The 24,471-nt window shown below is 62.8% G+C and carries 26 protein-coding genes and 2 pseudogenes; 19 read left to right on the top strand and 9 right to left on the bottom strand.

Translation table 11 applies throughout. The features are described from left to right. Positions 1–17: 17 nt before the first annotated feature. Positions 18–1,082 carry a sensor histidine kinase gene (locus RWJ89_RS32335; RefSeq protein WP_168305266.1) on the bottom strand — a complete coding sequence of 355 codons (1,065 nt, stop codon included), beginning with the start codon at positions 1,080–1,082 and terminating at the stop codon, positions 18–20. A gap of 279 nt (positions 1,083–1,361) precedes the next feature. Then, positions 1,362–2,807: an MFS transporter gene (locus tag RWJ89_RS32330; protein WP_316031990.1), complete on the bottom strand. Its 1,446-nt coding sequence runs from the start codon at positions 2,805–2,807 to the stop codon at positions 1,362–1,364. A gap of 86 nt (positions 2,808–2,893) precedes the next feature. Between RWJ89_RS32330 and RWJ89_RS32325 the strand changes: the two genes are divergently transcribed. From RWJ89_RS32325 to RWJ89_RS32260, 14 genes are all read left to right on the top strand, one after another. Then, a complete protein-coding gene (locus RWJ89_RS32325; protein WP_316031989.1) occupies positions 2,894–3,256 on the top strand; it encodes a hypothetical protein in 363 nt (120 codons plus the stop codon). Between the two features lie 121 nt (positions 3,257–3,377). After that, positions 3,378–4,703, top strand: a complete 1,326-nt coding sequence (locus RWJ89_RS32320; RefSeq protein ID WP_221943922.1) for an ABC transporter substrate-binding protein — start codon at positions 3,378–3,380, stop codon at positions 4,701–4,703. A 123-nt stretch (positions 4,704–4,826) separates the two neighbouring features. Next, positions 4,827–5,795, top strand: coding sequence for a carbohydrate ABC transporter permease (locus RWJ89_RS32315; protein ID WP_077978478.1), 969 nt, complete (start codon positions 4,827–4,829; stop codon positions 5,793–5,795). Beyond that, a complete protein-coding gene (locus RWJ89_RS32310) occupies positions 5,792–6,745 on the top strand; it encodes a carbohydrate ABC transporter permease (RefSeq protein ID WP_168284341.1) in 954 nt (317 codons plus the stop codon). The genes RWJ89_RS32315 and RWJ89_RS32310 overlap by 4 nt, the downstream gene beginning before the upstream one ends. Then, a complete protein-coding gene (locus RWJ89_RS32305) occupies positions 6,742–6,954 on the top strand; it encodes a hypothetical protein (RefSeq protein WP_183907375.1) in 213 nt (70 codons plus the stop codon). Before RWJ89_RS32310 ends, RWJ89_RS32305 begins: the two co-directional genes overlap by 4 nt. A gap of 3 nt (positions 6,955–6,957) precedes the next feature. Next, complete coding sequence (locus RWJ89_RS32300; protein ID WP_316031988.1) at positions 6,958–8,055, top strand: ABC transporter ATP-binding protein; 1,098 nt, start codon at positions 6,958–6,960, stop codon at positions 8,053–8,055. After that, entirely contained in the window at positions 8,048–9,055 is a 1,008-nt protein-coding gene (locus RWJ89_RS32295; RefSeq protein WP_316031987.1) for an ABC transporter ATP-binding protein, read from the top strand. The genes RWJ89_RS32300 and RWJ89_RS32295 overlap by 8 nt, the downstream gene beginning before the upstream one ends. 53 nt (positions 9,056–9,108) lie before the next feature. Beyond that, complete coding sequence (locus tag RWJ89_RS32290) at positions 9,109–10,752, top strand: dihydroxyacetone kinase subunit DhaK (RefSeq protein ID WP_316031986.1); 1,644 nt, start codon at positions 9,109–9,111, stop codon at positions 10,750–10,752. A gap of 46 nt (positions 10,753–10,798) precedes the next feature. Then, positions 10,799–11,419, top strand: coding sequence for a dihydroxyacetone kinase subunit DhaL (gene dhaL, locus RWJ89_RS32285; protein ID WP_222012650.1), 621 nt, complete (start codon positions 10,799–10,801; stop codon positions 11,417–11,419). Beyond that, a complete protein-coding gene (dhaM, locus tag RWJ89_RS32280; protein WP_131642545.1) occupies positions 11,416–11,814 on the top strand; it encodes a dihydroxyacetone kinase phosphoryl donor subunit DhaM in 399 nt (132 codons plus the stop codon). The genes dhaL and dhaM overlap by 4 nt, the downstream gene beginning before the upstream one ends. Further along, positions 11,814–12,158 carry an HPr family phosphocarrier protein gene (locus RWJ89_RS32275; protein WP_018480882.1) on the top strand — a complete coding sequence of 115 codons (345 nt, stop codon included), beginning with the start codon at positions 11,814–11,816 and terminating at the stop codon, positions 12,156–12,158. The genes dhaM and RWJ89_RS32275 overlap by 1 nt, the downstream gene beginning before the upstream one ends. Then, entirely contained in the window at positions 12,142–13,749 is a 1,608-nt protein-coding gene (locus RWJ89_RS32270) for a putative PEP-binding protein (RefSeq protein ID WP_131642546.1), read from the top strand. The genes RWJ89_RS32275 and RWJ89_RS32270 overlap by 17 nt, the downstream gene beginning before the upstream one ends. Position 13,750: 1 nt before the next feature. Continuing rightward, a complete protein-coding gene (locus RWJ89_RS32265) occupies positions 13,751–14,158 on the top strand; it encodes a hypothetical protein (protein WP_020050423.1) in 408 nt (135 codons plus the stop codon). Positions 14,159–14,210: 52 nt separating this feature from the next. After that, the gene (locus RWJ89_RS32260) at positions 14,211–15,203 is read left to right on the top strand and encodes a dihydroxyacetone kinase subunit DhaK (RefSeq protein WP_168284349.1); all 993 of its coding nucleotides are present in this window, start codon (positions 14,211–14,213) and stop codon (positions 15,201–15,203) included. A 19-nt stretch (positions 15,204–15,222) separates the two neighbouring features. Here RWJ89_RS32260 and RWJ89_RS32255 read toward each other — a convergent pair whose 3' ends face one another. The 3 genes from RWJ89_RS32255 to RWJ89_RS32245 form a co-directional block, all read right to left on the bottom strand. Further along, positions 15,223–15,951 (bottom strand): esterase family protein, encoded by a 729-nt coding sequence (locus tag RWJ89_RS32255; protein WP_168284350.1) that lies wholly within the window; start codon positions 15,949–15,951, stop codon positions 15,223–15,225. Beyond that, positions 15,948–16,907 (bottom strand): acetylxylan esterase, encoded by a 960-nt coding sequence (locus RWJ89_RS32250; protein ID WP_077978488.1) that lies wholly within the window; start codon positions 16,905–16,907, stop codon positions 15,948–15,950. The genes RWJ89_RS32255 and RWJ89_RS32250 overlap by 4 nt, the downstream gene beginning before the upstream one ends. Before the next feature lie 83 nt (positions 16,908–16,990). Then, positions 16,991–17,611, bottom strand: a complete 621-nt coding sequence (locus RWJ89_RS32245; RefSeq protein WP_077978489.1) for an NAD(P)H-dependent oxidoreductase — start codon at positions 17,609–17,611, stop codon at positions 16,991–16,993. A 93-nt stretch (positions 17,612–17,704) separates the two neighbouring features. On the opposite strand from RWJ89_RS32245, the gene RWJ89_RS32240 reads away from it, so the two are divergent. From RWJ89_RS32240 to RWJ89_RS32230, 3 genes and pseudogenes are all read left to right on the top strand, one after another. After that, positions 17,705–18,376 (top strand): TetR/AcrR family transcriptional regulator, encoded by a 672-nt coding sequence (locus tag RWJ89_RS32240; RefSeq protein ID WP_316031985.1) that lies wholly within the window; start codon positions 17,705–17,707, stop codon positions 18,374–18,376. A gap of 9 nt (positions 18,377–18,385) precedes the next feature. Next, positions 18,386–18,595, top strand: a pseudogene (locus RWJ89_RS32235) (cysteine hydrolase); the annotation flags it as partial. Beyond that, complete coding sequence (locus tag RWJ89_RS32230) at positions 18,592–19,938, top strand: epoxide hydrolase family protein (protein WP_316031984.1); 1,347 nt, start codon at positions 18,592–18,594, stop codon at positions 19,936–19,938. The pseudogene RWJ89_RS32235 and the gene RWJ89_RS32230, both read left to right, overlap by 4 nt. Before the next feature lie 91 nt (positions 19,939–20,029). Here RWJ89_RS32230 and RWJ89_RS32225 read toward each other — a convergent pair whose 3' ends face one another. Beyond that, positions 20,030–20,422: a VOC family protein gene (locus RWJ89_RS32225; RefSeq protein ID WP_316031983.1), complete on the bottom strand. Its 393-nt coding sequence runs from the start codon at positions 20,420–20,422 to the stop codon at positions 20,030–20,032. A 219-nt stretch (positions 20,423–20,641) separates the two neighbouring features. Here RWJ89_RS32225 and RWJ89_RS32220 point away from each other — a divergent pair, with 219 nt between their 5' ends. Next, positions 20,642–21,124, top strand: coding sequence for a methyltransferase family protein (locus RWJ89_RS32220; RefSeq protein WP_168284353.1), 483 nt, complete (start codon positions 20,642–20,644; stop codon positions 21,122–21,124). Positions 21,125–21,252: 128 nt separating this feature from the next. Here the strand turns inward: RWJ89_RS32220 and RWJ89_RS32215 are convergent, their stop codons facing one another. Further along, positions 21,253–22,035 carry an alpha/beta fold hydrolase gene (locus RWJ89_RS32215; RefSeq protein ID WP_168284354.1) on the bottom strand — a complete coding sequence of 261 codons (783 nt, stop codon included), beginning with the start codon at positions 22,033–22,035 and terminating at the stop codon, positions 21,253–21,255. A 367-nt stretch (positions 22,036–22,402) separates the two neighbouring features. Here RWJ89_RS32215 and RWJ89_RS32210 point away from each other — a divergent pair, with 367 nt between their 5' ends. Further along, positions 22,403–23,095, top strand: a complete 693-nt coding sequence (locus RWJ89_RS32210; RefSeq protein ID WP_168284355.1) for a GntR family transcriptional regulator — start codon at positions 22,403–22,405, stop codon at positions 23,093–23,095. A 5-nt stretch (positions 23,096–23,100) separates the two neighbouring features. On the opposite strand, the gene RWJ89_RS32205 is transcribed toward RWJ89_RS32210, so the two are convergent. After that, positions 23,101–23,496: a hypothetical protein gene (locus tag RWJ89_RS32205; protein ID WP_003540671.1), complete on the bottom strand. Its 396-nt coding sequence runs from the start codon at positions 23,494–23,496 to the stop codon at positions 23,101–23,103. A 114-nt stretch (positions 23,497–23,610) separates the two neighbouring features. Continuing rightward, a pseudogene (locus RWJ89_RS32200) lies at positions 23,611–24,227 on the bottom strand (O-methyltransferase). Between the last annotated feature and the right edge of the window lie 244 nt (positions 24,228–24,471).

The raw sequence follows: 24,471 nt of genomic DNA, 5'->3' as shown, positions 1-24,471 counted from the left end.
ACCCTAGGCTGCACTTTCTACTTCCCCTCATGCAACGAAAACACCAGCGTCGCCTTGGTTCCGTCGTGGCCGGGGTCATAGGCGAAATCCGATTTCAGGCTGGCGGCCATGGCCGTCAGAATGCGTGTGCCGAGGCCGGTTCCCCTGGCCGGGCTCGACGGGTCGAAACCGGCGCCGTCATCCTCGACGATGACGCGCAATGCCCCGTCCGTCTGGTCGACGATGACGCGGATCTCACCCGGCACGTTGTCCGGATAGGCATATTTGAAGGCATTGGTGACGAGCTCGCTGACGATCAGCCCGAGTGTGATCACCTTGTCGGTCGCCAGATTGACCGGCTGCGCGGTGAGGACGATCCGGTGCGGCCGCTTGTCGTCGCGCATCGAGGTTTCGAGTTCGGTGAGCAGGCTGTTCAGATATTCGTCGACCTGCACCGAGCCGACCTGCCGGTTGGTATAGAGCCGGCGGTGCACGCTGGCGATGGCGTTGATCCGCATCTGCGTTTCGTGCAGCGCGTCGATCGCAACCTGGTCCGTGGTCATCGAGGATTGCATGCGGATCAGCGCCCCGACGAGGCCGAGGCTGTTGGCGATGCGGTGATTGACTTCGGCAAGCAGCATTTCGGCAAGGTCGCGCTGCTGGCGGATCACCTCCTGCGCCTGCGCCGTCTCGTGGCGAAAACGCGCCCGCTCCAGCGCCTGCTCGAGGGCGGCGGCGAGCAGGTCGAAATAATCGGCTGAGATCCCCTTCAGCACGTAATCGTCGGCGCCGGCCTTCAGCGCGGCGACCGCGATGCTGGTATCGTCCGAACCTGTCGCATAGATGACCGGCGGATGATCCGGTATCGCGGTGATGCTGGGCAGAATGTCGAGGCCGGTTTCGCCCGCCAGGACATGATCGAGCACGACGGCGTCGATACCGCCCTCGCCCAGTCTCGCAAGGCCGGCGGCGCCGCTCTCGGCCCACTCGACCGAAAAGCCACGCCGACGCAGGTTTTTCTGCATCAGAAGGGCGAGACCCTCGTCGTCGTCGATATAGAGGATGTGGATCAGGGCATCCGCATCGCCGCTAGCATTGCTCATTCGGTCTCCCGGCGTTCTCTCGCAGCGACGACCGCCCGCAAGCGTCCGAGTCGTCCGCATGGCAATGTCGTATTGCATTGGCCGCCTGGGGTAAACAGCGGTTATCCCTCGCTCTTGTCGCAGGCGGCGCGGAAGGAGGATGTCGGGAAGCCGGCATTTTCAGAACATGACCCTGGCCTGGGGAGGATCCCTGTGGAAGTCGTTGAAGGAGATGGGGAAACGAAAAACCTGAAATGAGATGCATGAACGCCGAGCGGCCCGATTGGTTCCGCGGACAAGTTAATTTTTCTGGAATTTCCGATGGCCGGATACTTCGGCCCCTGCCTCTGCCGGCAATTGCAGAAAGCGCAGCGACGAGACGATACCGATCACGCCGACCACGACGAAAGCCCAGCGGAAATCGGCAAGGACGGGATTGTCGGCGCCCTTGAGAGCCGAGGCGATGTTGAGCACGGCCGCCGCCACTGCCACGCCGAGCAGCATCGACATCTGCTGCAGCATGCTCGACAGCGTCGAGGCCGAGCTTCGCTGCGCCGGGCCGATATCGGCGAAGGCGAGTGTGTTCAAAGCGGTGAATTCCATCGACCGCGACAGGCCGGCGAGGAAAAGCAGCGCATGGATGAGAAACGGCGGCGTCTGCGGCGAGAGGAAACCGCAGCCGACGATCGAAAGAGCGGCGATCAGCCCGTTGATCCCAAGCACTGTGCGAAAGCCGAAGAAGCGCAGCAGCGGCGTCGTCACCGCCTTCATGCTGAAATTGCCGAGGAAATAGACGAGCAGATAGGTGCCGGCGGCAATCGAGCTCAGGCCGAAGCCGAGCTGGAACAGCAGAGGCAGCAGGAACGGCGTCGCATTGATCGCCATCCGGCAGGCCGTGCCCGCCGACAGAGTCGACATCGAGAAGGTCTGGATGCGGAAGGCTGACAGATCGAGCAGCGGATTGTCGACGGCGAGGAAATGCCGCGTCGCCATGACTGACAGCACGATGCCCGCCGCCAGCATTGATATGATGGGCAAAAGCCCGCCGTCCCATTTGACCGAGAGTTCGAGGGCGGCGAGCAGGAAGGTCAGCGCGGCGGCGCTCAGCACAAAGCCCACGAGATCCAGCCGGCCGGGATTGGTCTCGCGCTGCTCCGGCACGAAACGCAGTACCAGCGCGATGCCGAGAATGCCGATCGGGATATTGATGAGGAAGTTCCAGTGCCAGCTGGCATAGGTGGTAATGAAGCCGCCAAGCACCGGGCCGATCACCGGCGCCGTCAGCGCCGGCCAGGTGATCAGCGCAATCGCCTGGACGAGTTCCGACTTGCGGGCGTTCTTCAGCACGATGATACGCCCGACCGGCGTCATCAGCGCGCTGCCTGCGCCCTGGACGGCGCGCCACACCACGAATTCCGCAAGGCTGCCGGACAGCCCGCAGAACAGCGAGGCGCCGGTGAAAACGGCGATCGACATCAGGAAAATGCGGCGCGCACCGAACCGGTCGCCGAGCCAGCCCGACAGCGGAATGAAGGCGGCCATCGTCAGCATGTAAACGGTGATGCCGATGCTCATCGACACCGGCTGCACGCCGAAGCTCGCCGCCATCTGCGGCAGCGAGGTGGTGACGATCGTGCCGTCGAGGATCTGCATGAAGAAGGAAACGGCAACGACCAGCGCGACGATCTTCGCCTGGCGGCCACTTGCCGCCTCTTGCCCATTCTCACTCGTCTCTGCCGTGGTCATCGATCTGCCAATGAAAATTCTGGATGACGCGGCAGGCAAACGGGAAGGAAGCCGATCGGAGATCTGCCGCGCGGGGGAGCGCGGACATGGAAAGCCACGCACTGGCTGAATACGCGCGTTGCAGCCGGCCGGAAAGGCTAAATCTCGCACTGCGCAGGAATATTCCCGATGCGGCTCGATACCTGGCGGCATCGACCCAAGAAAGGATTCAAGAAAAAGGCCCCACCGAAGCGAGGCCAAGCTTGAACCGCTCCGGGGAAAAACAGGAGCGGCGTGCAGTCCATACCGTGCGATCGATGTCGCAGCGAGGCCAGATGTCGCTGCATCGGTACGCTCGCCAAAGAATTTTCGCGATCGTGCCGAAAAAAGATCGGCCCTCAAAACTATCTGCCCATTTGGCGCGACACCTGTCGCATAGCAACAACGATTGGCGCTTGCAATGTTTATAAAAATAGATATCACTAAACATATTGCTAAACATGATGATTGAGGAGTTCATGTGAGCATTCTCTGAAGTGGGTGAACATGCGACGCCGGCGGGGAGCCGGCCTTTGGTTCTGGGAGGAACTTATGCAGAAAACATCGAAAGCCCTTTTCGGGCTGGCCACGGCATTCGTCATGTCGTCGGCATTGCCCAATCTCGCCAAAGCCGATGAACTGACGCTGTGCTGGGCCGCATGGGACCCCGCCAATGCGCTGGTCGAGCTGTCGAAGGATTTCACCGCCAAGACCGGCACGCAGATGAAGTTCGAATTCGTTCCCTGGACGAGTTATGCCGACCGCTTCCTCAACGAGCTGAATTCCCATGGCAAGCTCTGCGACCTCATCATCGGCGACAGCCAATGGATCGGCGGCTCGGCCGAGAATGGCCACTACGTCAAGCTCAACGACTTCTTCGACAAGGAAGGCATCAAGATGGATGACTTCGTGCCGGCGACGGTCGTCGGTTACTCGGAATGGCCGAAGAACACCCCGAACTACTGGGCGCTGCCCGCCATGGGCGACGTCGTCGGCTGGACCTACCGCAAGGACTGGTTCGAGAAGCCGGAACTGCAGAAGGAATTCAAGGAGAAATACGGCCACGACCTCGCGGCGCCGAAGACCTACGACGAGCTGAAGCAGATCGCCGAATTCTTCCAGAAGCGTGAGATCGACGGCAAGACCGTCTACGGCGCCTCGATCTATACCGAGCGCGGCTCCGAAGGCATCACCATGGGCGTGACCAACGTCCTCTATGACTGGGGCTTCCAGTACGAAAACCCGAAGAAGCCCTATGACATGGAAGGCTTCGTCAACTCCGACGACGCGGTCAAGGGCCTCGAATTCTACAAGTCCCTCTATGATTGCTGCACCCCGCCCGGCAGCTCCAACGTCTACATGGTCGAATCCGCCGACGCCTTCAAATCCGGCCAGGTCGCCATGCAGATGAACTTCGCCTTCACCTGGCCCGGCCTCTACAAGGACGAGAAGGTCGGCGGCGACAGGATCGGCTTCTTCCCCAATCCGGCTGAAAAGGCCCACTTCGCCCAGCTCGGCGGCCAGGGCATCTCGGTGGTTTCCTACTCCGACAAGCGCGATGCCGCCCTGCAATACATCAAGTGGTTCGCACAGCCCGACGTGCAGGCCAAGTGGTGGGAACTCGGCGGTTTTTCCTGCCTGAAGTCCGTCGTCAACGCGCCGGGATTTGCCAAGAGCCAGCCCTATGCCCAGGCCTTCCTGGACTCCATGGCGATCGTCAAGGACTTCTGGGCAGAGCCGAGCTACGCTTCGCTGCTGCAGGCCATGCAAAAGCGCGTCCATAACTACGTGGTCGCCGGCAACGGCACCGCCAAGGAAGCGCTCGACGGCCTGGTGAAGGACTGGAGCGACGTCTTCAAGGACGACGGCAAGATCTGACGCGTGGCATCCCTGATGCGCGCCATCCTCGACAGGATGGCGGCCCGGATCGGCAGTCGAGCCGGGCCGCCAGATCTCTCATACCCCAAAAGACCCCGTACCCCAAAAATACCAGGTGAAAACTTGACTATTTCCCAATCCTCCATCGTCGAGAAGGCAGCCGATGTGACTGCAAGGGCAACGCCCTCCTCGGTCGCCCGACGCGTCCGCGGCCTCTCCGACAGGGCGATCGCCTGGCTGTTTATTGCGCCTGCCATCACCCTGCTCTTGGCGATCAATATCTTCCCACTGCTTTGGGCGGTCTATCTCTCCTTCACAAATTACCGCGCCAACCGGCCGAATGCGCCGGTCCTGGGCGTCGGCTTTGGAAACTACCAGCGCGTTCTGAACGACCCCGACATCTGGCAGGCAATGCAAACCACCGCGCATTTCGTTTTCTGGACAATCGTGCTGCAGACGGTGATCGGCTTCACGCTCGCCTATCTGATCGACCGCAAGTTTCGCGGCCATGCCTTCTGGACGACGATCATCCTGATCCCGATGATGCTGTCGCCCGCCGTGGTCGGCAATTTCTGGCGCTTTCTCTACGAGCCGCAGATCGGCCTCTTCGCCTATGCCGTGTCGCTGGTCACAGGCATTCCGACATCGGATATCCAGATGCTCGGCAACGTTACGCTGGCGCCCTGGGCGATCATCATCGTCGATACCTGGATGTGGACGCCCTATGTGATGCTGATCTGCCTCGCCGGGCTACGCTCGATCCCCGACTATATCTATGAGGCAGCCGAGGTCGACCGCGCTTCGCCGTGGCGGCAGTTCTGGTCGATCACCGTGCCGATGGCCCTGCCCTTCATCATGCTCGCCGTGCTTTTCCGCGGCATCGAGAATTTCAAGATGTTCGACATGGTGACGCTGCTCACCGGCGGCGGGCCGGGTTCGGTCACCGAGGTCGCCTCGATCACCCTGAAACGCGCCGCCTTCGAAAGCTGGGCGACCGGCCGGGCCTCGGCCTTCGCCATCATCCTCTTCGTCGCGGTGTTCGGCCTCGCCAACATCTACGTCAAGGCATTGAACAAGGTGAAGCAACGATGAGCGCCGCCAACTCAGCCCATTCGGTCGTCGAACCGAGCCTGTCCAGCAAGCGCATCGCCGGCACCATCGTCGTCCTCTATGCGCTGATCACCCTCATTCCGCTCGTCTGGATCTTCCTGACCAGCATCAAGTCGCCGCCGGATTCGATCAGCTATCCCCCGAAGATCGTCTTTTCGCCGTCGCTCGAAGGCTATTGCAACCTGTTCACGACGCGCACGCGGCAGACGCCTGATTATATCGCCTCGCTGCCGGCCCCGGTCGGTACCTGCGATGAGGTGACGCGCAAACGCAACATGGTGATCGCCGGCCCGTCGAACTTCCTGCCGCGCTTCATCAATTCGCTGGTGATCGCCTTCGGCTCCACCTTCCTCGCGGTCTTCCTCGGCACGCTCGCGGCCTATGGCTTCTCCCGCTTCAAGATACCGCTCGCCGACGACCTGATGTTCTTCATTCTGTCGACGCGCATGATGCCGCCGATCGCCGTCGCCATTCCGATCTACCTGATGTACCGCGAGCTCGGCCTGTCGGACACGGCCTTGGGCATGATCCTGCTCTACACCGCCGTCAACGTCTCGCTCGCCGTCTGGCTGCTCAAGGGTTTCATCGACGAAATCCCGCGCGAATACGAGGAAGCGGCGATGATCGACGGCTATACGAGACTGCAGGCCTTCCGCAAGGTCGTGCTGCCGCAGGCAACGACGGGCATCGCCGCCACTGCGATCTTCTGCCTGATCTTTGCCTGGAACGAATATGCCTTCGCCGCGCTTCTGACCTCGGGCGAGGCCCAGACCGCGCCGCCCTTTATCCCGACGATCATCGGCGAAGGCGGACAGGATTGGCCGGCGGTCGCCGCCGGCACGACGATCTTCCTGATCCCGATCCTCGTCTTCACCATTCTCCTGCGCAAGCAGCTGCTGCGCGGCATCACCTTCGGAGCCGTCCGCAAATGAGCCATCTGATCGAAACACGCACCCCTGCCCGCCCGAAACGGCCGTTCTTCCTGCGCCGCGGCCCGATGGAGACCATCGCCACCGTGCTGATCGGGCTCGGCTTCCTGATGCTGTTCCAGCCCTTCCTGCTGGTGCTCTACACCTATTCGCTGGTCACCCTGCTCATGGGCACCGTCATGTTCATCATCGTCTCGAAATTCCCGGAGTGAACCATGGCGGACATCCGGATTGAAAATCTCCGCAAGGAATTCGGCAGCTTCGTCGCCGTCGAGGATTCGAGCTTCACCGTCCATGACGGCGAGTTCCTGGCGCTTCTGGGCCCCTCCGGCTGCGGCAAGACGACGACGCTGCGCATGATCGCCGGCCTCGAGCTGCCGTCGAGCGGCAAGATCTATCTCGACGGCGAAGACGTCACTTTCAACCGCGCCAGCGCCCGCGACATCGCCTTCGTCTTTCAGCTCTTCGCGCTCTACCCGCATATGAACGTGCGTAGGAATATCGGCTTCCCGCTGCTGTCGCAGGGCATGCCCAAGGCTGAAATCCGTCAGCGTGTCGAGGAGACCGCGCGTCTGCTGCAGATCGACCATATCCTTAACCGCTCGGTCTCCGGCCTTGCCGGCGGCGACCGGCAGCGCGTGGCGCTCGGCCGCGCCATTGTCCGGCGCCCGAAATGCTTTCTGATGGACGAGCCGCTCGGCACGCTCGACGCCGAATTCCGAGAGATCATGGTCCACGAGCTGCGCGAACTGCACAACCGTATCCACGCGACCACCGTCTACGTCACCCATGACCAGCACGAGGCAATGGCGATGGCCGACAAGATCGCCGTCATGAACCATGGCGTCATCGAGCAGTTCGGCACGCCGCAGGAGATCTATGCCAAGCCTGCGACCATGTATGTGGCCGATTTCATCGGCTCGCCGCCGATGAACTTCATGCGCTTCACCTCGGGTCTCAAAAGCGGCGACCGTTCCATCCTGCTCGACGGCGTCGATGTTGCCGTTCCCGAGATCCACCAGGACATGGCCGAAAGCGAACTGGCACTCGGCGTGCGGCCGGAGCATATCCGCTTCAGCGACGCCTCGGCGCTTCGCGGCGCCGTCTATGGCAGCGAATATCTTGGCACCAACCAGGTCGTGGCTGTGGAAACCCAGGGAGGCCTGATCAAGGCCCGCGTTCCCGCCAATCGCAGCTTCCAGATCGGCGAAAGGGTCGGCCTCGAATTCAACCCGGCGAAACTCGCACTCTTCGACTGCACATCGGGCCGCGCGGTGCCATCCTCGCTCTATCAGGAGACCCGGCATGGCTGATGTCGTCCTCAGGAACCTCGCCAAGCGCTTCGGCGACACCCAGGCTTTGGCCGACCTCAACCTTTCGATCCGCGACGGCGAGTTCGTCGTGCTGCTCGGGCCGACCGGCGCCGGCAAGACGACGACGCTGCGGCTGATCGCCGGCCTCGAAAAGCCCGATAGCGGCGGCATCGAGATCGGCGGCCGCAATGTCGCGGCCGAAGCGCCGGCCGAACGCGACGTCGCCTTCGTCTTCCAGCAATATTCGCTCTATCCTCATATGACGGTTTACGAGAACCTCGCCTTCCCGCTGAAGGCGCCGGTCCGCAAGCTGAGCCCCGAGGAGATCGACCGGCGCGTGCGCGAAGTCGCGCGCATGGTCCGGATCGACCATAAGCTGGAGAACCGCTCGACCAGGCTTTCCGGCGGCGAGATGCAGCGTGTCGCGATCGGCCGGGCGCTGGTGCGCCGGCCGGCGATCTATTTGATGGATGAACCGCTCTCCTCGCTCGATGCCAAGTTGCGCGCCGAACTGCGCCTGGAGCTGAAGCGCATCCAGAAGGAACTGGGCTCGACGCTGCTCTATGTCACTCACGACCAGGTGGAAGCCATGACCATGGCCGACCGCATCGGCATCGTTGCCGAGGGACGGCTGATGCAAGTGGGAACACCGCGCGAGATCTACGGCAATCCCGCCAACCTGCATGTCGCCGCCCGTCTCGGCCAGCCGCACATCAATCTTCTGCCGGCGGATCTCCTGCCGGGCGGCGGGCCGCCGCCCGGCACGAAAACCGTCGGCGCGCGCACCGAACATCTCGATATCTTGGTCGGCAAGGATGCCAATGCAGAAATCGACTGGATCGAGCACCTCGGCGACCAGAACCATCTGCACATCAAGGTCGGCAATCACAAGCTCGTCACACTTGCGGATCCATATCTGGCAATCGCGCCGGGCGACCGGATCAGCCTGACGCTGCGCGATCCGCTTTATTTCGATGCGTCTGGACAGCGCCTTTCCTGACCGGCAAACAGACGTGACGATGGCATGAAAAACAAACGGACGGGTCTCAATCGATGAAACACTTCTTCAACCGCAGGGAAAACATCGTCACCGAAGCCTTGGACGGTCTGCTTCTGACGAGCAGCAAGGGTCGTCTTGCCCGCCTCGACAGCTTTCCCGACATCAAGGTGATCCTGCGCGCGGACTGGGACAAGTCGAAGGTGGCGATCATTTCCGGCGGCGGCGCCGGCCATGAGCCCTCCCATGCCGGCTTCGTCGGTAAGGGCATGCTGACGGCTGCCGTATCCGGCGAGATTTTCGCCTCGCCGAGCGTCGATGCCGTGCTGACGGCGATCCGCGCCGTCGCCGGCGAAAAGGGCGCCCTGCTGATCGTCAAGAACTATACTGGCGACCGGCTGAATTTCGGCCTCGCCGCCGAGAAGGCGCGCGCCGAGGGCTTCGACGTCGAGATGGTCATCGTCGCCGACGATATCGCCATCCCCGATATCAACCAGCCGCGCGGCGTCGCCGGCACGCTGTTCGTCCATAAGATCGCAAGCTATCACGCCGAAAGGGGCGAGGACCTGAAGACGGTCGCAGCCCATGCCGCGGCTGCGGCCGGCGATATCGTCTCGCTCGGCATGTCGCTTTCCACCTGCAGTGTGCCCGGCCAAGCCCATGAGGACCGTCTCGGCGAGAACGAAGGCGAACTCGGCCTCGGCATCCATGGCGAGCCCGGCGTCGAGCGCATCGCGCTGCAGCCGGTCGCCAATATCGTCGCCACCATGGTGGCACGCCTGTCGCCTGCACTGCGCAAAGGGGCAAATTATGCACTCCTCATCAACAATCTCGGCGCAGTGCCGCCGCTCGAAATGGCCGTCATTGCCAAGGCCGTTCTGTCCTCCGCACTTGCCGATCGCATCCGGCTGATCATCGGGCCTTCGCCGATGATGACCGCGCTCAACATGAACGGCTTCTCGCTGTCGCTGATCCGGCTGGACGCCGTGCGTGAGGCAGCGCTGACGGCAGCGGTCGAGCCACATGCCTGGATGCCGGCCGTCGAACGCCACGAGATCAGGATCATCGCCGCACCGAGAACATCAGCCGGCTTGAACGGCGCCGATGGCACGGCCGGGGAGAATGACCATAACCGGCGCCTGATCACGGCACTCTGCGAGCATCTGATCTCGCAGGAAAGCGAGCTCAACCGGCTGGACGGCCGCGTCGGCGATGGCGATACCGGCTCGACGGTGGCCTCAGGCGCCCGCAGCGTGCTGGCCCGCCTCGACACGCTGCCGCTCGACCGGCCGGCGGCAACGCTTGCCTCGCTCGGCGATATCCTCGGCACCAGCATGGGCGGATCGAGCGGCGTGCTGCTGTCGATCTTCTTCACCGCCGCAGCAAAGGCGATGGCTGACAAAGCCGATATATCAGCAGCCCTTCTTGCCGGGCTCGACAGGATGACGTTCTATGGTGGAGCCGCAGTCGGCGATCGGACGATGGTCGATGCGCTGTCGCCTGCCCTGCAGGCGCTCGCATCCGGCGATGTCGTCGCTGCGGCAAAGGCAGCGGCAGCGGGTGCCGAGTCGACGAAGACGATGATGAAGGCGAGAGCCGGACGCGCCTCCTATGTCAGCGAAAGGGATCTGGCGGGCGTTGCCGATCCCGGCGCCGTCGCGGTTGCCGGCGCGTTCGGCGTGGTGGCAAGCCTCGCCTGACTGGCGTGAAATTCAAAAGCCCGCGGGAGGCGCGGCGACAGGGAGGATGGCAGTGCAGGCGGAACCGGTGCTTGTGGCAGGATTGATCGAGGTGTGCCGCGCGACGATCGCGGAAAACAGCGATCACCTCTGTGCGCTCGATCGCGCCATCGGCGATGGCGATCACGGAACCAATATGCGGCGCGGCTGCGAGGCGGTGAGCGCCGAAGGCGAGAGCCTGTCCAGCCTGCCCTTCCCCGACGCCATGGAAAAGATCGGCCTGACGCTGGTGATGAATGTCGGCGGTGCGGCCGGGCCGCTCTACGGCACGCTGCTGATGGAGATCGGCCGCGAGCTTCGCAAGAGCAACGAAAAGCCCGATTTTTCGCAGGTGCTGAAACAGGCGATCGATGCCGTCGCGAGACGCGGTCGGGCGCATGCCGGCGACAAAACCCTGCTTGACGTGCTCTATCCCGTGCATGCAGCACTCGCCAGCCGCTCTCCGCTCGGCGCAATCGCCCGCAGGGCCGAGCGTTCTGCCAACCGCACCGCTGACATGAAGGCGATGCGCGGGCGCGCCGCCTATCTCGGCGACCGCTCCATCGGTCATGTCGATCCCGGCGCGTCGAGCTGCGCGCTGCTGACCACGGCGATCTGCCGCTATCTCGGGGAGCATCGTGCGCAATGAATGGAAAGACCGCAAATGTGGGTATCGTGATCGTCTCCCACTCGCCGCTGGTGGCACGGGGGATCGCCGACATGGTGCGGCAAATGGTGGGCGACAGCGTACCGCTCGCCTGGTCGGGCGGCAATGCCCATGGCGAACTCGGCACCGATGCCGGCGGCATCCTGAGGGCAATCGAGGCCGCTTGGTCCGATGCCGGCGTCGCCGTCTTCGTCGATCTCGGCGGCGCCGAAACCAACAGCGAAATGGCGATCGAAATGCTGGGGCTTCCCCGGTCGGCGCTCGTCTCCATCTGCAATGCGCCGCTCGTCGAAGGCGCCGTCATCGCTGCCGCCGAGGCGTCGGGGGGCGCGTCGCTGGCCAAGGTCGTCGCCACGGCCGAGGAACTGTCCCCCTGATGACGAGCGGATTGCGTAGTGAAAAACAGGAGCCCCATCCATTGCACGTGAATTGCCAGACGGAGGTGGAAGTCAAGCACGGCGTCGGGCTGCACGCTCGCCCCTCCGTCACCTTCACGCGGCTTGCCAAGTCCTTCCCCTGTTCGATCGAGATCGCCGTCAACGGCAGCGACGTCTGGCTGAACGGCAAGAGCATCATCAAGATCATGGGCGCGAAAATCCGAAAAGGGTCGATCCTCCGGATCCGCGCCGACGGCATCCTCGCCGAAGAGGCGATCCGCGCGCTGAAGGAACTCATCGAGCGCAACTTCGATGAGGAAAAGAAACATGGCCGAACCGCTTAGACTGAAAGCAAAGAGCGCATCCCCGGGCATCGCATCCGGCCCGGCCTTTCTCGCGGAGGAGCCGAAGGCTCCTTCCGCTGCCGAGTGGCAGGACGCTGCCCCTGCGTCCCGAGCCGTTGGTGGATACGGCGCGCTGGAGAAGGCGATCGACATCTCGATCGGTGAACTCGAGCACCTTGCCGAGGGAGCCGATGCCGAAAGCCGGGATATCATCGATTTTCAGATCGAGGTGCTGCGCGATCCGTCGATCGCGGAAGCGACCGGCGCGCGCATCGAAGCCGACGAGAACGTCGTCTTTGCCTGGGTCGCTACCCTCGACGCCTATATCGGCGAACTCGAAGCGGCCGATGAAGAGCAGATGCGGGCACGCGCCGTCGATATTCTCGACATCAAGAACCGTGTGCTCGGCGCGCTCGCCGGCACCCCGATCGCCGATTTCCCGCCCGGTTCGGTCTTCGTCGGCAAGGATATGGAGCCGAGCCGCTTTCTCGCCCATGACTGGTCAAAAGGCGGCGGTATCGCACTGTTCGCAGGCAGCACTGCCGGTCATGTCGCCCTGCTCGCCCGGGCGAAATCGGTGCCGATGGTGGTCGGCACAGGCCGCTTTTCAGTCGCAGACGGAGATCCTGTCAGCGTGGATGGCAACGCCGGTGCGGTCATCCTGCAGGCGGGCAGCATGCTGATCCCGCCCCTGGTGCCTGCACAAGAACCCGCCGGCGACACGCAAACCACCGGCGGCGAGCTGCGCACTGCGGACGGCGTGCCGATCTTGCTCTCGATCAACATCAACGATCCCGCCGAGATCGATGCGCTCGATCCGGCAACGGCAGGCGTCGGCCTGATGCGCTCGGAATTTTCAGTCGCTTCGGTCGCCGATGCCGCCAATGAGGAACGGCAGCTGGCGATCTATCGCCGCGTGCTGGAGCAGGCGGGCGACAGGCCAGTGATCATAAGAATGCTCGATATCGGCGGCGACAAGCCGCTCGCCGGCCTCCAAGACCTGCCGGCTCTCTCCACTTCTGGCCTGCGCGGCATCCGGCTGCTGCTTGCCCGGCCGGAAATCGCCCGCGTCCAAGCCGGCGCCCTGCTGCGCGCCGCCGTCTTCGGCAGGCTGTCGGTAATGCTGCCGATGGTGACCTTTCCCGACGAAATCGACAGGATGCGCGACATCTTCCGGGACGAAGCCGAAAAGCTCGGCCGCCGTGCCATACCCCATCGAATGCCGCCGATCGGCATGATGGTGGAAGTGCCGGCCGCCGCCTTGACGCTCGACACTTTCGGGGCGGCGGCGTTCTTCTCGTTCGGAACCAACGACCTCACCCAATATCTTGCCGCCTCCGCCCGCGACGATATCGACGCCGATGCCGGCAAGGCTGCACCCGCCGTGCTCCGGCTGCTTGCCCAGGCGGTGAAGCTGACCGCCGGCAAGCCAGTCAGCATCTGCGGCGACATGGCCGGCAATCCGCACTATCTGCCCGGGCTGCTCGCCGCCGGCCTCCGGCATTTTTCCGTGGCGCCGGCCCGGCGTCCCGCGATAAGATCGGCGATCATCGGCCTCAACGCCGATGGCACGAAGGCAGCCGGAGAGTAGAATGGCGCGCGAAGACACCGAAGACGCCATTATCGCCTACAAGTCCATTCTGGCGCAGATCATCGACAACAGACCATCGGGCACGCGCCAGCGCCTGGCGACGGCGCTTGGAAAACATCGCAGCTTCGTCACCCAGATCACCAGCCCGACCTATGCAACGCCGCTGCCGGCGCGCCATCTCGCGACGATCGTCCGCGTCTGCCATTTTAGCGCCGCCGAACAGGAGCGCTTTCTCGAAGCCTATCAGGCCGCCCATCCCGGCAAGCTGCCGGACCTCGGCCATTCCGAGAGATTGCGTCACCTGTCGCTGATGGTGCCCGACTTCGGCGACGACAGGAAAAATCGCCTGCTGGAAGAGGCGATCTCCGATCTGGTGCAGAAGATCGTCGCGATATCGGGTGCGGAATGACAAGCAGGCCGCTTAACGTAACGTAACGCTTTTGGCCTTGGGGAGGGGCTTGATGAAGAAGTTCATGAACACTGCGGAAACCATGGTCGCCGAAAGCGTCGAAGGCTTCGTGCGCGCCCATGAGGCCTTGGTGGTGTTCGGGCCTGAGCGCAGATGCATCCGCCGCCGCCATCTCACTCCTGGCAAGGTGGCGCTTATATCAGGCGGCGGCGCCGGCCATGAGCCGATGCATATCGGCTTCGTCGGCCACGGCATGCTGGATGCCGCCTGCGTCGGCCATATCTTCACCTCGCCGACACCGAGCCAGATCATTGCCGCGATCGAAGAGGCCGATACCGGCGCCGGCTGCCTGCTTGTGGTCAAGAACTACGACGGCGACCTGATGAATTTCGAAATGGCGATCGAGATGGCCGGCGACCGCCACAGCCTCGACATGGTCGTCGTCAGCGACGATATCGAGACGTCAAGGTCCGGCGAAGGCAATGGCCGGCGGGGTGTTGCCGGAACGCTGATCGTCGAAAAACTCCTGGGTGCTGCAGCCGAACGCGGCATGTCGCTTGCCGAATTGAAGCAGCTCGGCAAGGGATTGAACACCCGCATCCGCTCGATGGGTGTCGCGCTGAACGGCGTGACGGTGCCGCAGACCGAGCGCACGACGTTTGCGCTCGGACCCGGCGAGATGGAAATGGGCGTCGGCATCCATGGCGAGCCCGGCCATGCCAGGCAGCCCTTCGCCGCCGCCGATGCGATCATCGGCCATCTCTGCGAGACCATCGCCGGCGACATCGCAGTGACGCCGGACGCAAAAGCACTGCTCTTCGTCAACGGCCTCGGCGGTACGCCGCCGGCCGAACTCTACCTAGCCTACAACGGCGCCCGCCGCTTCATCGAGGAAAGCGGCATTCCGATCGAGCGCTCGCTTGTGGGAACCTACGTCACCTCGCTCGACATGCAGGGACTGTCGGTCACCCTTGCTTTGCTGAGCGACGAGGAGATCGCCCTCTGGGACGCGCCAGTGGCGACCGCAGCACTGCATTGGCTGTGACCGCGTCCCAACAAGTCAGTCAGATGTAAAGCGCTGCCATCTTCCGCCAGGCGCCGGCGCGGTGGGCGCGTCCATCCCAGACATGCAACTGATGGCCGATATTCTTCTCGCCGAGCAGGCGGCTCAGATAGCGGTTGCTGTCGAGGAAAGGGTCGGCGTCGCCGATGGTGAGGACGATATCGCTCTCGCGCAGCCTGTCGAGCCGCCAGTCGCTGCCGAGCCCTGGGAGAAAATGCGCCGGCGTGTGGAAATAGACGCTGTCATCGTAATAGCCGTCGAACAGGTCGCCGAAGGATTCCACCTTCATCGTCAGGTCGTAGCGGCCGGAAAAAGCGACGAGCTTGCGGAAGAGATGCGGATGACGAAAGAACAGGCTCGCCGCCTGGAAGGCGCCGAGGCTGCAGCCGTGCACGATGGTGCAGTCATGCGAATTCTTCGCCGCCATCAGCGGCAGCACTTCGTTGAGGATATATTCCTCCAGGGCGCTATGGCGGCGGATGCGCTCTGCCGGATGGTGGTGGAAGGCATAGAAAGTTTCGGTTGCCAGCCCCTCGATGCAATAGAGTTGAAGCTGGCCGGCCTCGATCTTGTCGGCGAGGCTGGCGACTAGGCCGAGTTGTTCATATTCGAAGAAACGCCCGTCCCGCGTCGGAAAAACCAGCACCTTGGCGCCGGCATGGCCGAACACCAGCATCTCCATGACTCGATGCAGGCGCTGACTGTACCAGCGCAGATATTCGCGGTTCATGGCACCCTGAAAAACTGTCCGATCTTTTCGCGGAGAACCGCTTCTTGCTCAACACTTCCAGGGTAATCGAAATGCCCGGCATCCAGGATGAAGATTTCATTAAATTTCGGTATCGCATTTGCGACAGCGAACTGGCCGGGTGGTGCGACCGAAGGATCGAACAGCGCAACCGCCGTCAGCATCGGCACCTTGATCCGGGAAGCAGCACTTGCCGCATCGTAAAGGCGAAGCGTCCCAAGCACATCCGGGTGTTTCTTATGATATTCCTGCACCGATTGTGCGCTGCCGACGCTCGGCAGCGTCAGTCGCAGCGGCTGATCCCCAAAGGTCGGCAGCGCCAGATGGCCGCGATCGATGCGCTGGTCGTAAGCGATCGCCATCGCCCCGATGCCGCCGCCAAAGCTGATGCCGCTATAGCCGATATGCCCCGAGAGCCAAGGATAGAGACCCGTGAGCGTCGAGACGGCAAGCCAGATATCATCGACGCAGCCGCCGATGATGTAGCTATCAGGCTTGTCGATATCGTGGAGCACATGAAAGGAGGGGTTCTCAGAAATCGGTGGACGGGCACTGAGCGACAAACCGCGGCAGCAGGGAAAGAGCACCGCCGTCTCCTCGACCGGCAGATCGAATTCAGGCCGATCCCGCCCGCCATAACCATGCCCGACGACGAGGCCGCGCCGCACCTCCCCCTGACGCGGCAGGATGAGCCAGCCGCCGATCCTGTATGAACCGGTCGAGATATAAACGAGATCGAGCACATGCCAATCGGGATGGGCGATCTTGCTTCGACGCAGTACTGGCTGCGGATCGACCGCCAACGCCTTGAGATACCGCGCCCTCCAGAAATCGTCGAAACCTTCAGGCGCCTCGGGCGGCTTGACCGCAAGAAGCTCATCGAGCTGCATGCCATAGGTCGGGTCGAAATCGAAGGGATGTGTCTTGGGAATGCTCATCCAAGGCTTGTCTCGTGAAAAAGCTGGCGGCGCAAGGCTTCGCCCGCGCCAGCCGATAAACCTTGCTTGAATGCCGGAAACCTTTACGCGGCGTCAGTCGCCTCGCATTGCCCGGATATGTCGAAGAGCCTGCGGCCGATGGCGCGCGCCGCATCGAGATGGGCGGTCGCATGGTCCGGTCCGGCTTCGAGCATGAACTCGGATGTCACGACGCGGGCGCCGCAATAGTCGAAGATCCCGTGATCGATCTGCGTCTTCATCGCGCCGAAATAGCCGTGCCGCATATAGGTCCCGGCATCGGCGCCGCCGATGCCGACCAGATGCACCGGCAGACGGCCAAGCAGCTTCACCAGCCCGGCATCCGCGCGATCGTCATAAGCCCAGCCATTGGTGAACACCCGGTCGATCCACCCCTTGAGCAGCCCCGGCATCGACCACCAGTAGACGGGATAGACAAGCACCAGCGCATCGGCGCGGTCGATCCTTGCCTGCTCGGCGGCAACGTCGGCGGGCAGCGCCCCTTCCCTCAGATGCAGGGCGATATCGGCCGCGGTGAACCGGGGATCGAAGCCCTCGGCCGCGAGATCGGCGATCTCGACGGAATGGCCGGCGTCGGAGAGCGTGATACCCTCGGCAAGATGCGCGGCGACGCCGTGGGTGAGCGACCGGGGATCGGGATGCGCGACGACGATGAGCGCGTGCATGGCAAAAACTCCTGCTGAATGATTGCGGACGGAAGTCGCGGGCTGTATACCTTTGGTAAGCTACTTTCAGTAAGTTACTTTTGGTATATAGTGATGTCAAGCGCCGAAACAACAGATCAGCCGACCGATCCGCAGCGGCGCCGCCGCCTGTCGCGGCAGGATCGGCATCGCCAGTTGCTCGACGTCGCTTGGCAGATCGCCCGTGACGAGGGAACGGAAGCGCTGACCCTCGGCCGGCTTTCCGAGCTGGCGGGCGTAACGAAACCCGTGGTCTATGATCATTTCGAAACCCGCCCCGGCCTGCTCGCAGCGCTCTACCGTGAATTCGACGCCCGCCAGACGGCTGTGATGGACGCAGCCCTTGCGGCAAGCCAGCCGTCGCTCGCCAACCGGGCCACAGTCATCGCCACCTCCTATGTCGACTGCGTGCTTCTTCAAGGCCGCGAAATCCCCGGTGTGATCGCAGCACTTGCCGGCTCGCCGGAACTCGAAAGGATCAAGCGCGAATACGAAGCGGCCTTCATCGAGAAATGCCGCATCGCGCTTTCGCCCTTTGCCGGTGCCGGCACGATCGCCGCAGCCGGCCTCTGGGCCATGCTCGGCGCCGCCGAAGCCCTCTCCTATGCCGCCGCGTCGGGCGACATCACCGCCGTCGAGGCAAAGAACGAACTCTTCGAAACCATCGTCGCGATGGTGGCGAGAAGTATGGGCGGCGGCACGCATCCCGATCACCTGCGCAATACGGCCGGCCTCGCATCAAGATGATCCGGCGGGAATACCTGTATCGAATCCACCGCCGGCTTCGCCATGGAACTCGGTTATTTCCCGACCCTGGCGAGCGACGCGACGGCCGTCTTCTCGCACCTAATGATGCATGCTGCGCACAAGCTGAACGGCCCGACCTACGCCCATGCTATTCTGACGACGGCCGAACTCATCGAAGTCTTGCCCAAGGCGTCTGCTTCAAAGGAGACAATGCCATGACCATGCTCTTCAAAATGCTCACAAGTGCCGGCTCGGAATCCCTGAACCGCGACCGGCGCAGGTTCCTGACCACCGCGGCGATCGGGATCGCCACCGCGGGCGCGACCAGCCTGTTTACGTCCTATCCGGCATCGGCTGCCACGGGAGATGCGATCCGCCCGTTTCGCGTCGACACTCCCGAGGCGGACCTCCTCGACCTTCGCCGGCGCGTGCTGGCAACACGCTGGCCCGAACGCGAGACGGTCGACGACCAGTCGCAGGGCATACAGCTCGAAAAGATCAAGCCGCTCGTCGATTATTGGGGCACCGGCTACGACTGGCGAAAGGCGGAAGCGAAGCTGAACGCGCTGCCGCAATTCATCACCGAGATCGACGGCATAGACATCCACTTCATTCACGTCCAATCGAAACATCCGAATGCCCTGCCCGTTATCATCACCCATGGCTGGCCGGGATCGGTATTCGAAAACCTCAAGATCATCGGCCCGCTCACAGATCCGACCGCTCATGGCGGACGCGCCGAAGATGCGTTCGACGTGGTCATTCCGTCGATGCCGGGCTATGGCTTCTCCGGCAAGCCTACCGGCACCGGCTGGGGGCCGGACCGCATCGCGCGGGCCTGGGCGGAACTGATGAAGCGCCTCGCTTACAGCAGCTACGTCGCCCAGGGCGGCGACTGGGGCTCGCCGGTCTCCGGCGCGATGGCACGGCTCGCGCCACAAGGTCTGCTCGGCATCCACATCAACCTGCCGGCTGTCGTGCCGCCCGAAGTTGCCGCGGTGCTCGCCGCGGGCGGGCCGGCGCCGCAGCGACTCTCCACCGAGGAACGCGCGGCGTTCGATGCCCTCAGCGCCGCAGCCAAGATGGGGAACAGGTCCTATGCCACGATGATGGGCACGAGGCCGCAGACGATCGGCTACGCCATATCGGATTCCCCGGCCGGCCTTGCGGCATGGACGCTCGGTCATCCAGGCTTCACGCACTGGACCTACGACAGCAGCGATCCCGAAAAGTCTCCCGACGAGGTGCTCGACGACATCACGCTTTACTGGTTGACCAACAGCGCCGCTTCCTCGGCCCGGATCTACTGGGAATATGGCGGCGGGCGCAGTCCCGTCCTTGCAGCCGGGGAGAAGACCTCCAAGATCGCGCTTCCGGTCGCCATCACCGTCTTTCCTGGGGAGAGCTATCAGGCCCCGGAGACATGGGCCCGCCGCGCCTATCGCAACCTTATCTATTTCCACAAGGTCGACAAGGGCGGCCACTTCGCCGCCTGGGAGCAGCCGGAGCTCTTCTCCGCCGAGCTTCGAGCAGCGTTCAGGCCGCTGCGCCGACCGATATGAGAGGAGCGGCGGCCCCTCGCCACTCAGGGATGCTGCCGTCTGGTATCATTGTCCATGATCGGCACCGGGGTCGCCTCCCTTGGCGCCAAGGTCACGGATTCCAGCCGCCGCTGCCATAGGGACGCGTGATGATTTCGAGTAGATGGCCGTTCGGATCTTCGAAATAGACGCCGCGCCCACCGTCGTGGTCATTGGTCTCATCAGGCTTCCGCTGGCCGGGGTCGGCCCAGTAGCGCAGGTTCCGCTCGCGAATTCGATTGAATATCGTCTCGAATTCGGCGTCCCCGACCAGGAAGGCGTAGTGTTGGCGGACGATCTGACCTTCCGTTTCCATATAGTCGAGATTGGCGTCGTTGTCGGTCGTGACCATGTGGAACGGCCCCCAGCGCCGCGGCGCCGGCAACCCTAACATATCGGCCAGGAAATCTGCCGAGGCCTTGCTGTCGTGAGCCGACAGGATGGTATGATTGAAGTGGATGGCCATAGTGGTTTCTCGCAAACGAAGGGAGTTGCAAACTCGATGGAAGCTTTGCCGGTTAACCCTCGCGGACGCCTCTTGTTCCGAACTTCGACCGTGCCTCTCCGCCTTCAAATCTCTCTCGAAACGAGGTAGACTCCACCGGTGGAGGGGCCGCGACAAATGGTACGAAACACGCTCCCCATGCGCTGGAATTCCAGGGACCGGGAGACCGGAGGGGGTGGCATGAACAACGCGAACGGCAATTTGCGCGACAGTTCAGGCGCGGCGGTGCGGCCGCCGATCGCCTGGGCGCTGACGGTCATCGCAGGGCTTGCGCTCGACTGGCTTTATGCGCTGCCGTTCCTGCCGGCGGCCATGCCTGCCGGTGGGCTCGGTGGCATCGTGTTTCTCGCCGGCCTGGCGCTGCTGATCTGGGCGGCAGCAACCTTCCGCCGGGCGGGAACGCATGTCCAGCTCAGCCGGCCGACGACAACGATCGTCGACGAAGGCCCCTATCGCTTCACGCGCAACCCGATCTATATCGGCATGTTCCTCGGCCTCATCGGCCTCGCAATCGCTTTCGACAGCCTATGGCTCATCTTCCTGTTGGTGCCGTTCTACCTCGTCATCCGCTACGGCGTGGTCGCCCGCGAGGAGGCCTATCTCGAGCGGAAATTCGGTGACGTCTATCTCGCTTACAAGGCCCGCATCAGGCGGTGGCTGTAGCGAAACGAAGAAGCGTCGACCTGCTGAAACACGAATGACGGAAACGGGTCGAGACACGACCCTCGCGGCATCATGGTCATCGCCAAAGCAAGCCGGCGAACGGCATACCGCTCCGTCGGCCGTTGAGATCAGTTCGTGTTCTGGCCCGCCGCCTCGATGATCAGCCGGGCGATCTCGTCAGGGTGGGAGATCAGCGACAAATGGCTGGCCTTCACCTCTATCGTCTTCGCCCCCATGCGCTTGGCCATGAAGCGTTCGAGATCCGGGTTGATCGTCCTGTCCTCGGTGGAAACGGCATACCAGCTCGGCTTCGAACGCCAGGCCGCCTGCGTCGTCTTGCCCGTCAGCAACGCCTTCTGGAACGGTTCCTGCACGGCATAGAGCACCTTTGCCTTGGCTTCCGGCAGGTCGCCGGCAAAGTCCCGCAGGAAGGCGGCCTCGCTGAGGCGTCCCTCATCGCCGTCGAAGACGATGCCGGCAGATGCCGGTGGCGTTGGGAAGGTCTTGGCGAGTGCGGTGTAATCCTCGCCCGCATCCGGGGCGCGCGCGGCGACATAGACGAGTGCCGAAACATCAGGGTGCACGCCGGCCTCGGTGACCATCATGCCGGAAAACGAATGCCCGACCAGAACCGTCGGGCCATCCTGCCGGTCGAGCACCCGCTTCACGGCAGCGACCGCCTCGGGCAGCGTCGTCAGCGGGTTCTGCACCGCCGTGGCATTGAGCCCGGCCGCCTGCAGGCGCGCGATCACCTCGGTCCAGCACGAGCCGTCGGCGAAGAGCCCGTGTGCCAGCACGATGTTACGTGCCTTCACCGGCACCGATGTCGCGGCCATGCCGCGGGTAGCAAGCAGAGAAGCGGCGGCGCCGGCAACAAGGGCAGCCGAGAAAGTCCGTCTGTTCATCATCATGATCTGGTTCCTTGTGCGTCCAGGAATTGAAGGATCGAAAGCATGTGCTCGGGACCGAAGACCCGAAGCCAAGTCAAAATCGGTTGGTCTGTGATGCCATGTCGGCACGGTTTGCTTTGCCCGGCGCGAGGTGTTGGCCTTCGCCGCGTTGCGGCTCCCGTCGTATTCAAATCGGTATTTGAAGCGGCTTCGTGTATGCAGAAGCCTGCTTGCTGGAGATTTATGTATTCCCATCCGATACAAAGTCAATTATTGAATACGTAACACCTCCGTGATGCCATAAGTGTATACGCTGAGCGGGCATCAATCGCACTTGCATACACGATCGATCGAGCCGTCGATGTTGAAACAGATCGGAGATAACGGAATGGCGAATGGTTTCGAAACCGAGGATGACGGCGATGATCGCGGGTTGCTCTCCGACCGCATTCGCAACGCCCTGACCGACGAGATCGCCACCGGCACGCTGGCGGCGGGCGCAGCGTTGGACGAACAGCAGCTTGCCGATCGTTTTGGCGCCTCCCGCACGCCGGTTCGTGAAGCGCTGCGTCAGCTGGCGGCGGGCGGCCTCGTCGAGCTTCGCGCCCGGCGCGGCGGCGTCGTCGCCCGTATGACGCCGGAACGCATCATGGAAATGTTCGAGACGGTGGCCGAGATCGAGGCCGTATGCGTCAGGCTCGCCGCCTACCGCATGACGCCGCTGGAGCGCAGCCATCTGATCGAACTGCACGACCTCTCAGAGCCGATCGTCGAAGCCGGAAATTTCGATGCCTATGACAGCCTCAACCGCCAATTCCATGAAGCCATCTATCACGCCACCCACAATAGCTTCCTTGCCGAACAGGCAATCGCCGTGCGTAACCGCCTGAATGCCTTCCGGCGCACGCAGTTGCGCCAGGGCGAACGGCTCCGCCGATCCCGGGACGAACACGAGGCAATCATGCAGGCGATCGCCGAAGGCGACGGTGAGATGGCATCCCGGCGCATGCGCGCCCACATGCTGAACGCCGCCACCTCGCTCAGCCGTTTCATCGAAACCAACAAGCCGGGGGGAGTTTGACGTTCTTACGGCACGGGGCAGCGATATTTATAGGCAATCAACGTCGTCATCAGCTCGTCGCCGGTGGCCTCGCGAATGCCGGGATTCTCTTCGAGGAATGTACACAACGTATTGCCGATTGCTTCCGCGGTCGTTCCAACCGGCACACAGACGTTTACCCCAACGGAGTTGGCGAAATACGCCGAGTTCACCATTGCTTTCGGCGCAGGAACGACTTCGGTGAAAATACGGCGGGCCAAATACTCGTCCCGGTTCCACTTGTCCAACCAACCCGCGACATATCCGACGACAAACTGCCGGGAGCCGCCGCAGTCAGAATAGAGCAGGTCACCGCTGGAAAATCCGGCAGGAATCTTTGCTGAAACCGTTGCCAACAGGGTGGCGATCAGAATGCCCGACATCACATCTCCAAAGCTCGCGATGGCGGAGTTTTGATCGGGAAAGTGTCGGAAATTAGCTTCAAACGTGTCATCTTTTTTGCTGCAACTAAAAACAAAATGGCCGCTGATCTCACCTCAGCCTCCATCGAACCGACTGACCTCAAGCCCGCTGCCGACCGGCAGCAGCACGCTTGACATCCCTGGCTTGGCACGGACAGCCTCTCCGTAGCGTTTGAGATCATCGCCCCCCGGGCGCAGCATGTTGTCGGCGACAATGATCGCGCCCGGATTGAGCTTGGGGTAGAAGGCTTCGAGGCAGGGAACGTAGAGATCCTTCCCGAGATCCACCAGAACGAAGTCGATGCCCTGGGAAAGCTCGCCGATCATCAGGACCGCATCCCCACCTTGAATTCCACATGCTCTGCGAGCCCTGCCTTGACGGCCATGTCGCATGCGTAGGCCGACTTGTAGCCGTGCATTTCCATGGTGATCAGCCGGCCGCCCGAGGCGCGCGCGGCTTCCGCCAGCCAAATCCCGGAATAGCCGAAGGAGGTGCCGAGTTCGAGAATGGTCGGGCTCTTGAGGCTCTTGGCGAGAATATTGATGAACTGCCCGGTCGCGGGCCCGACCGCGCGCAGCCGCTGATCCTGTCCTCCATCGCGCCCCCCGTGAGGCAGCTCGCGCGGGCTGTTATGCTCCGTCTCGATCATCGCGTGATAGATGTCGAGCACGTCCTGGATTCTGCTGTCCATCGTCTTCTCCATAACCGCTGATCGGCCGATCATTGCCCAACCGGAACGGCACCGGAAAGTTAAACTTTGGCAATCATCGCCCTTGTTGACCACCTTGCGGTTGCACATGCCGCCGCCGTCGGCTACATCATGCCGTCAATGGTCGGGTCACCCGGCCACGTAAGCGTTAACGTCACTCAACGCGTATGATCGAACGGCTTTGCGGCTTCGATCATACGCGACTGTGTCCTGCGGATCGAGCTTC

Origin of the sequence: Rhizobium sp. 10PS4, from assembly GCF_032464805.1 — a bacterium.
Taxonomy (GTDB): domain Bacteria; phylum Pseudomonadota; class Alphaproteobacteria; order Rhizobiales; family Rhizobiaceae; genus Rhizobium; species Rhizobium laguerreae.
This window is presented reverse-complemented; position numbering and strand designations above follow the sequence as displayed.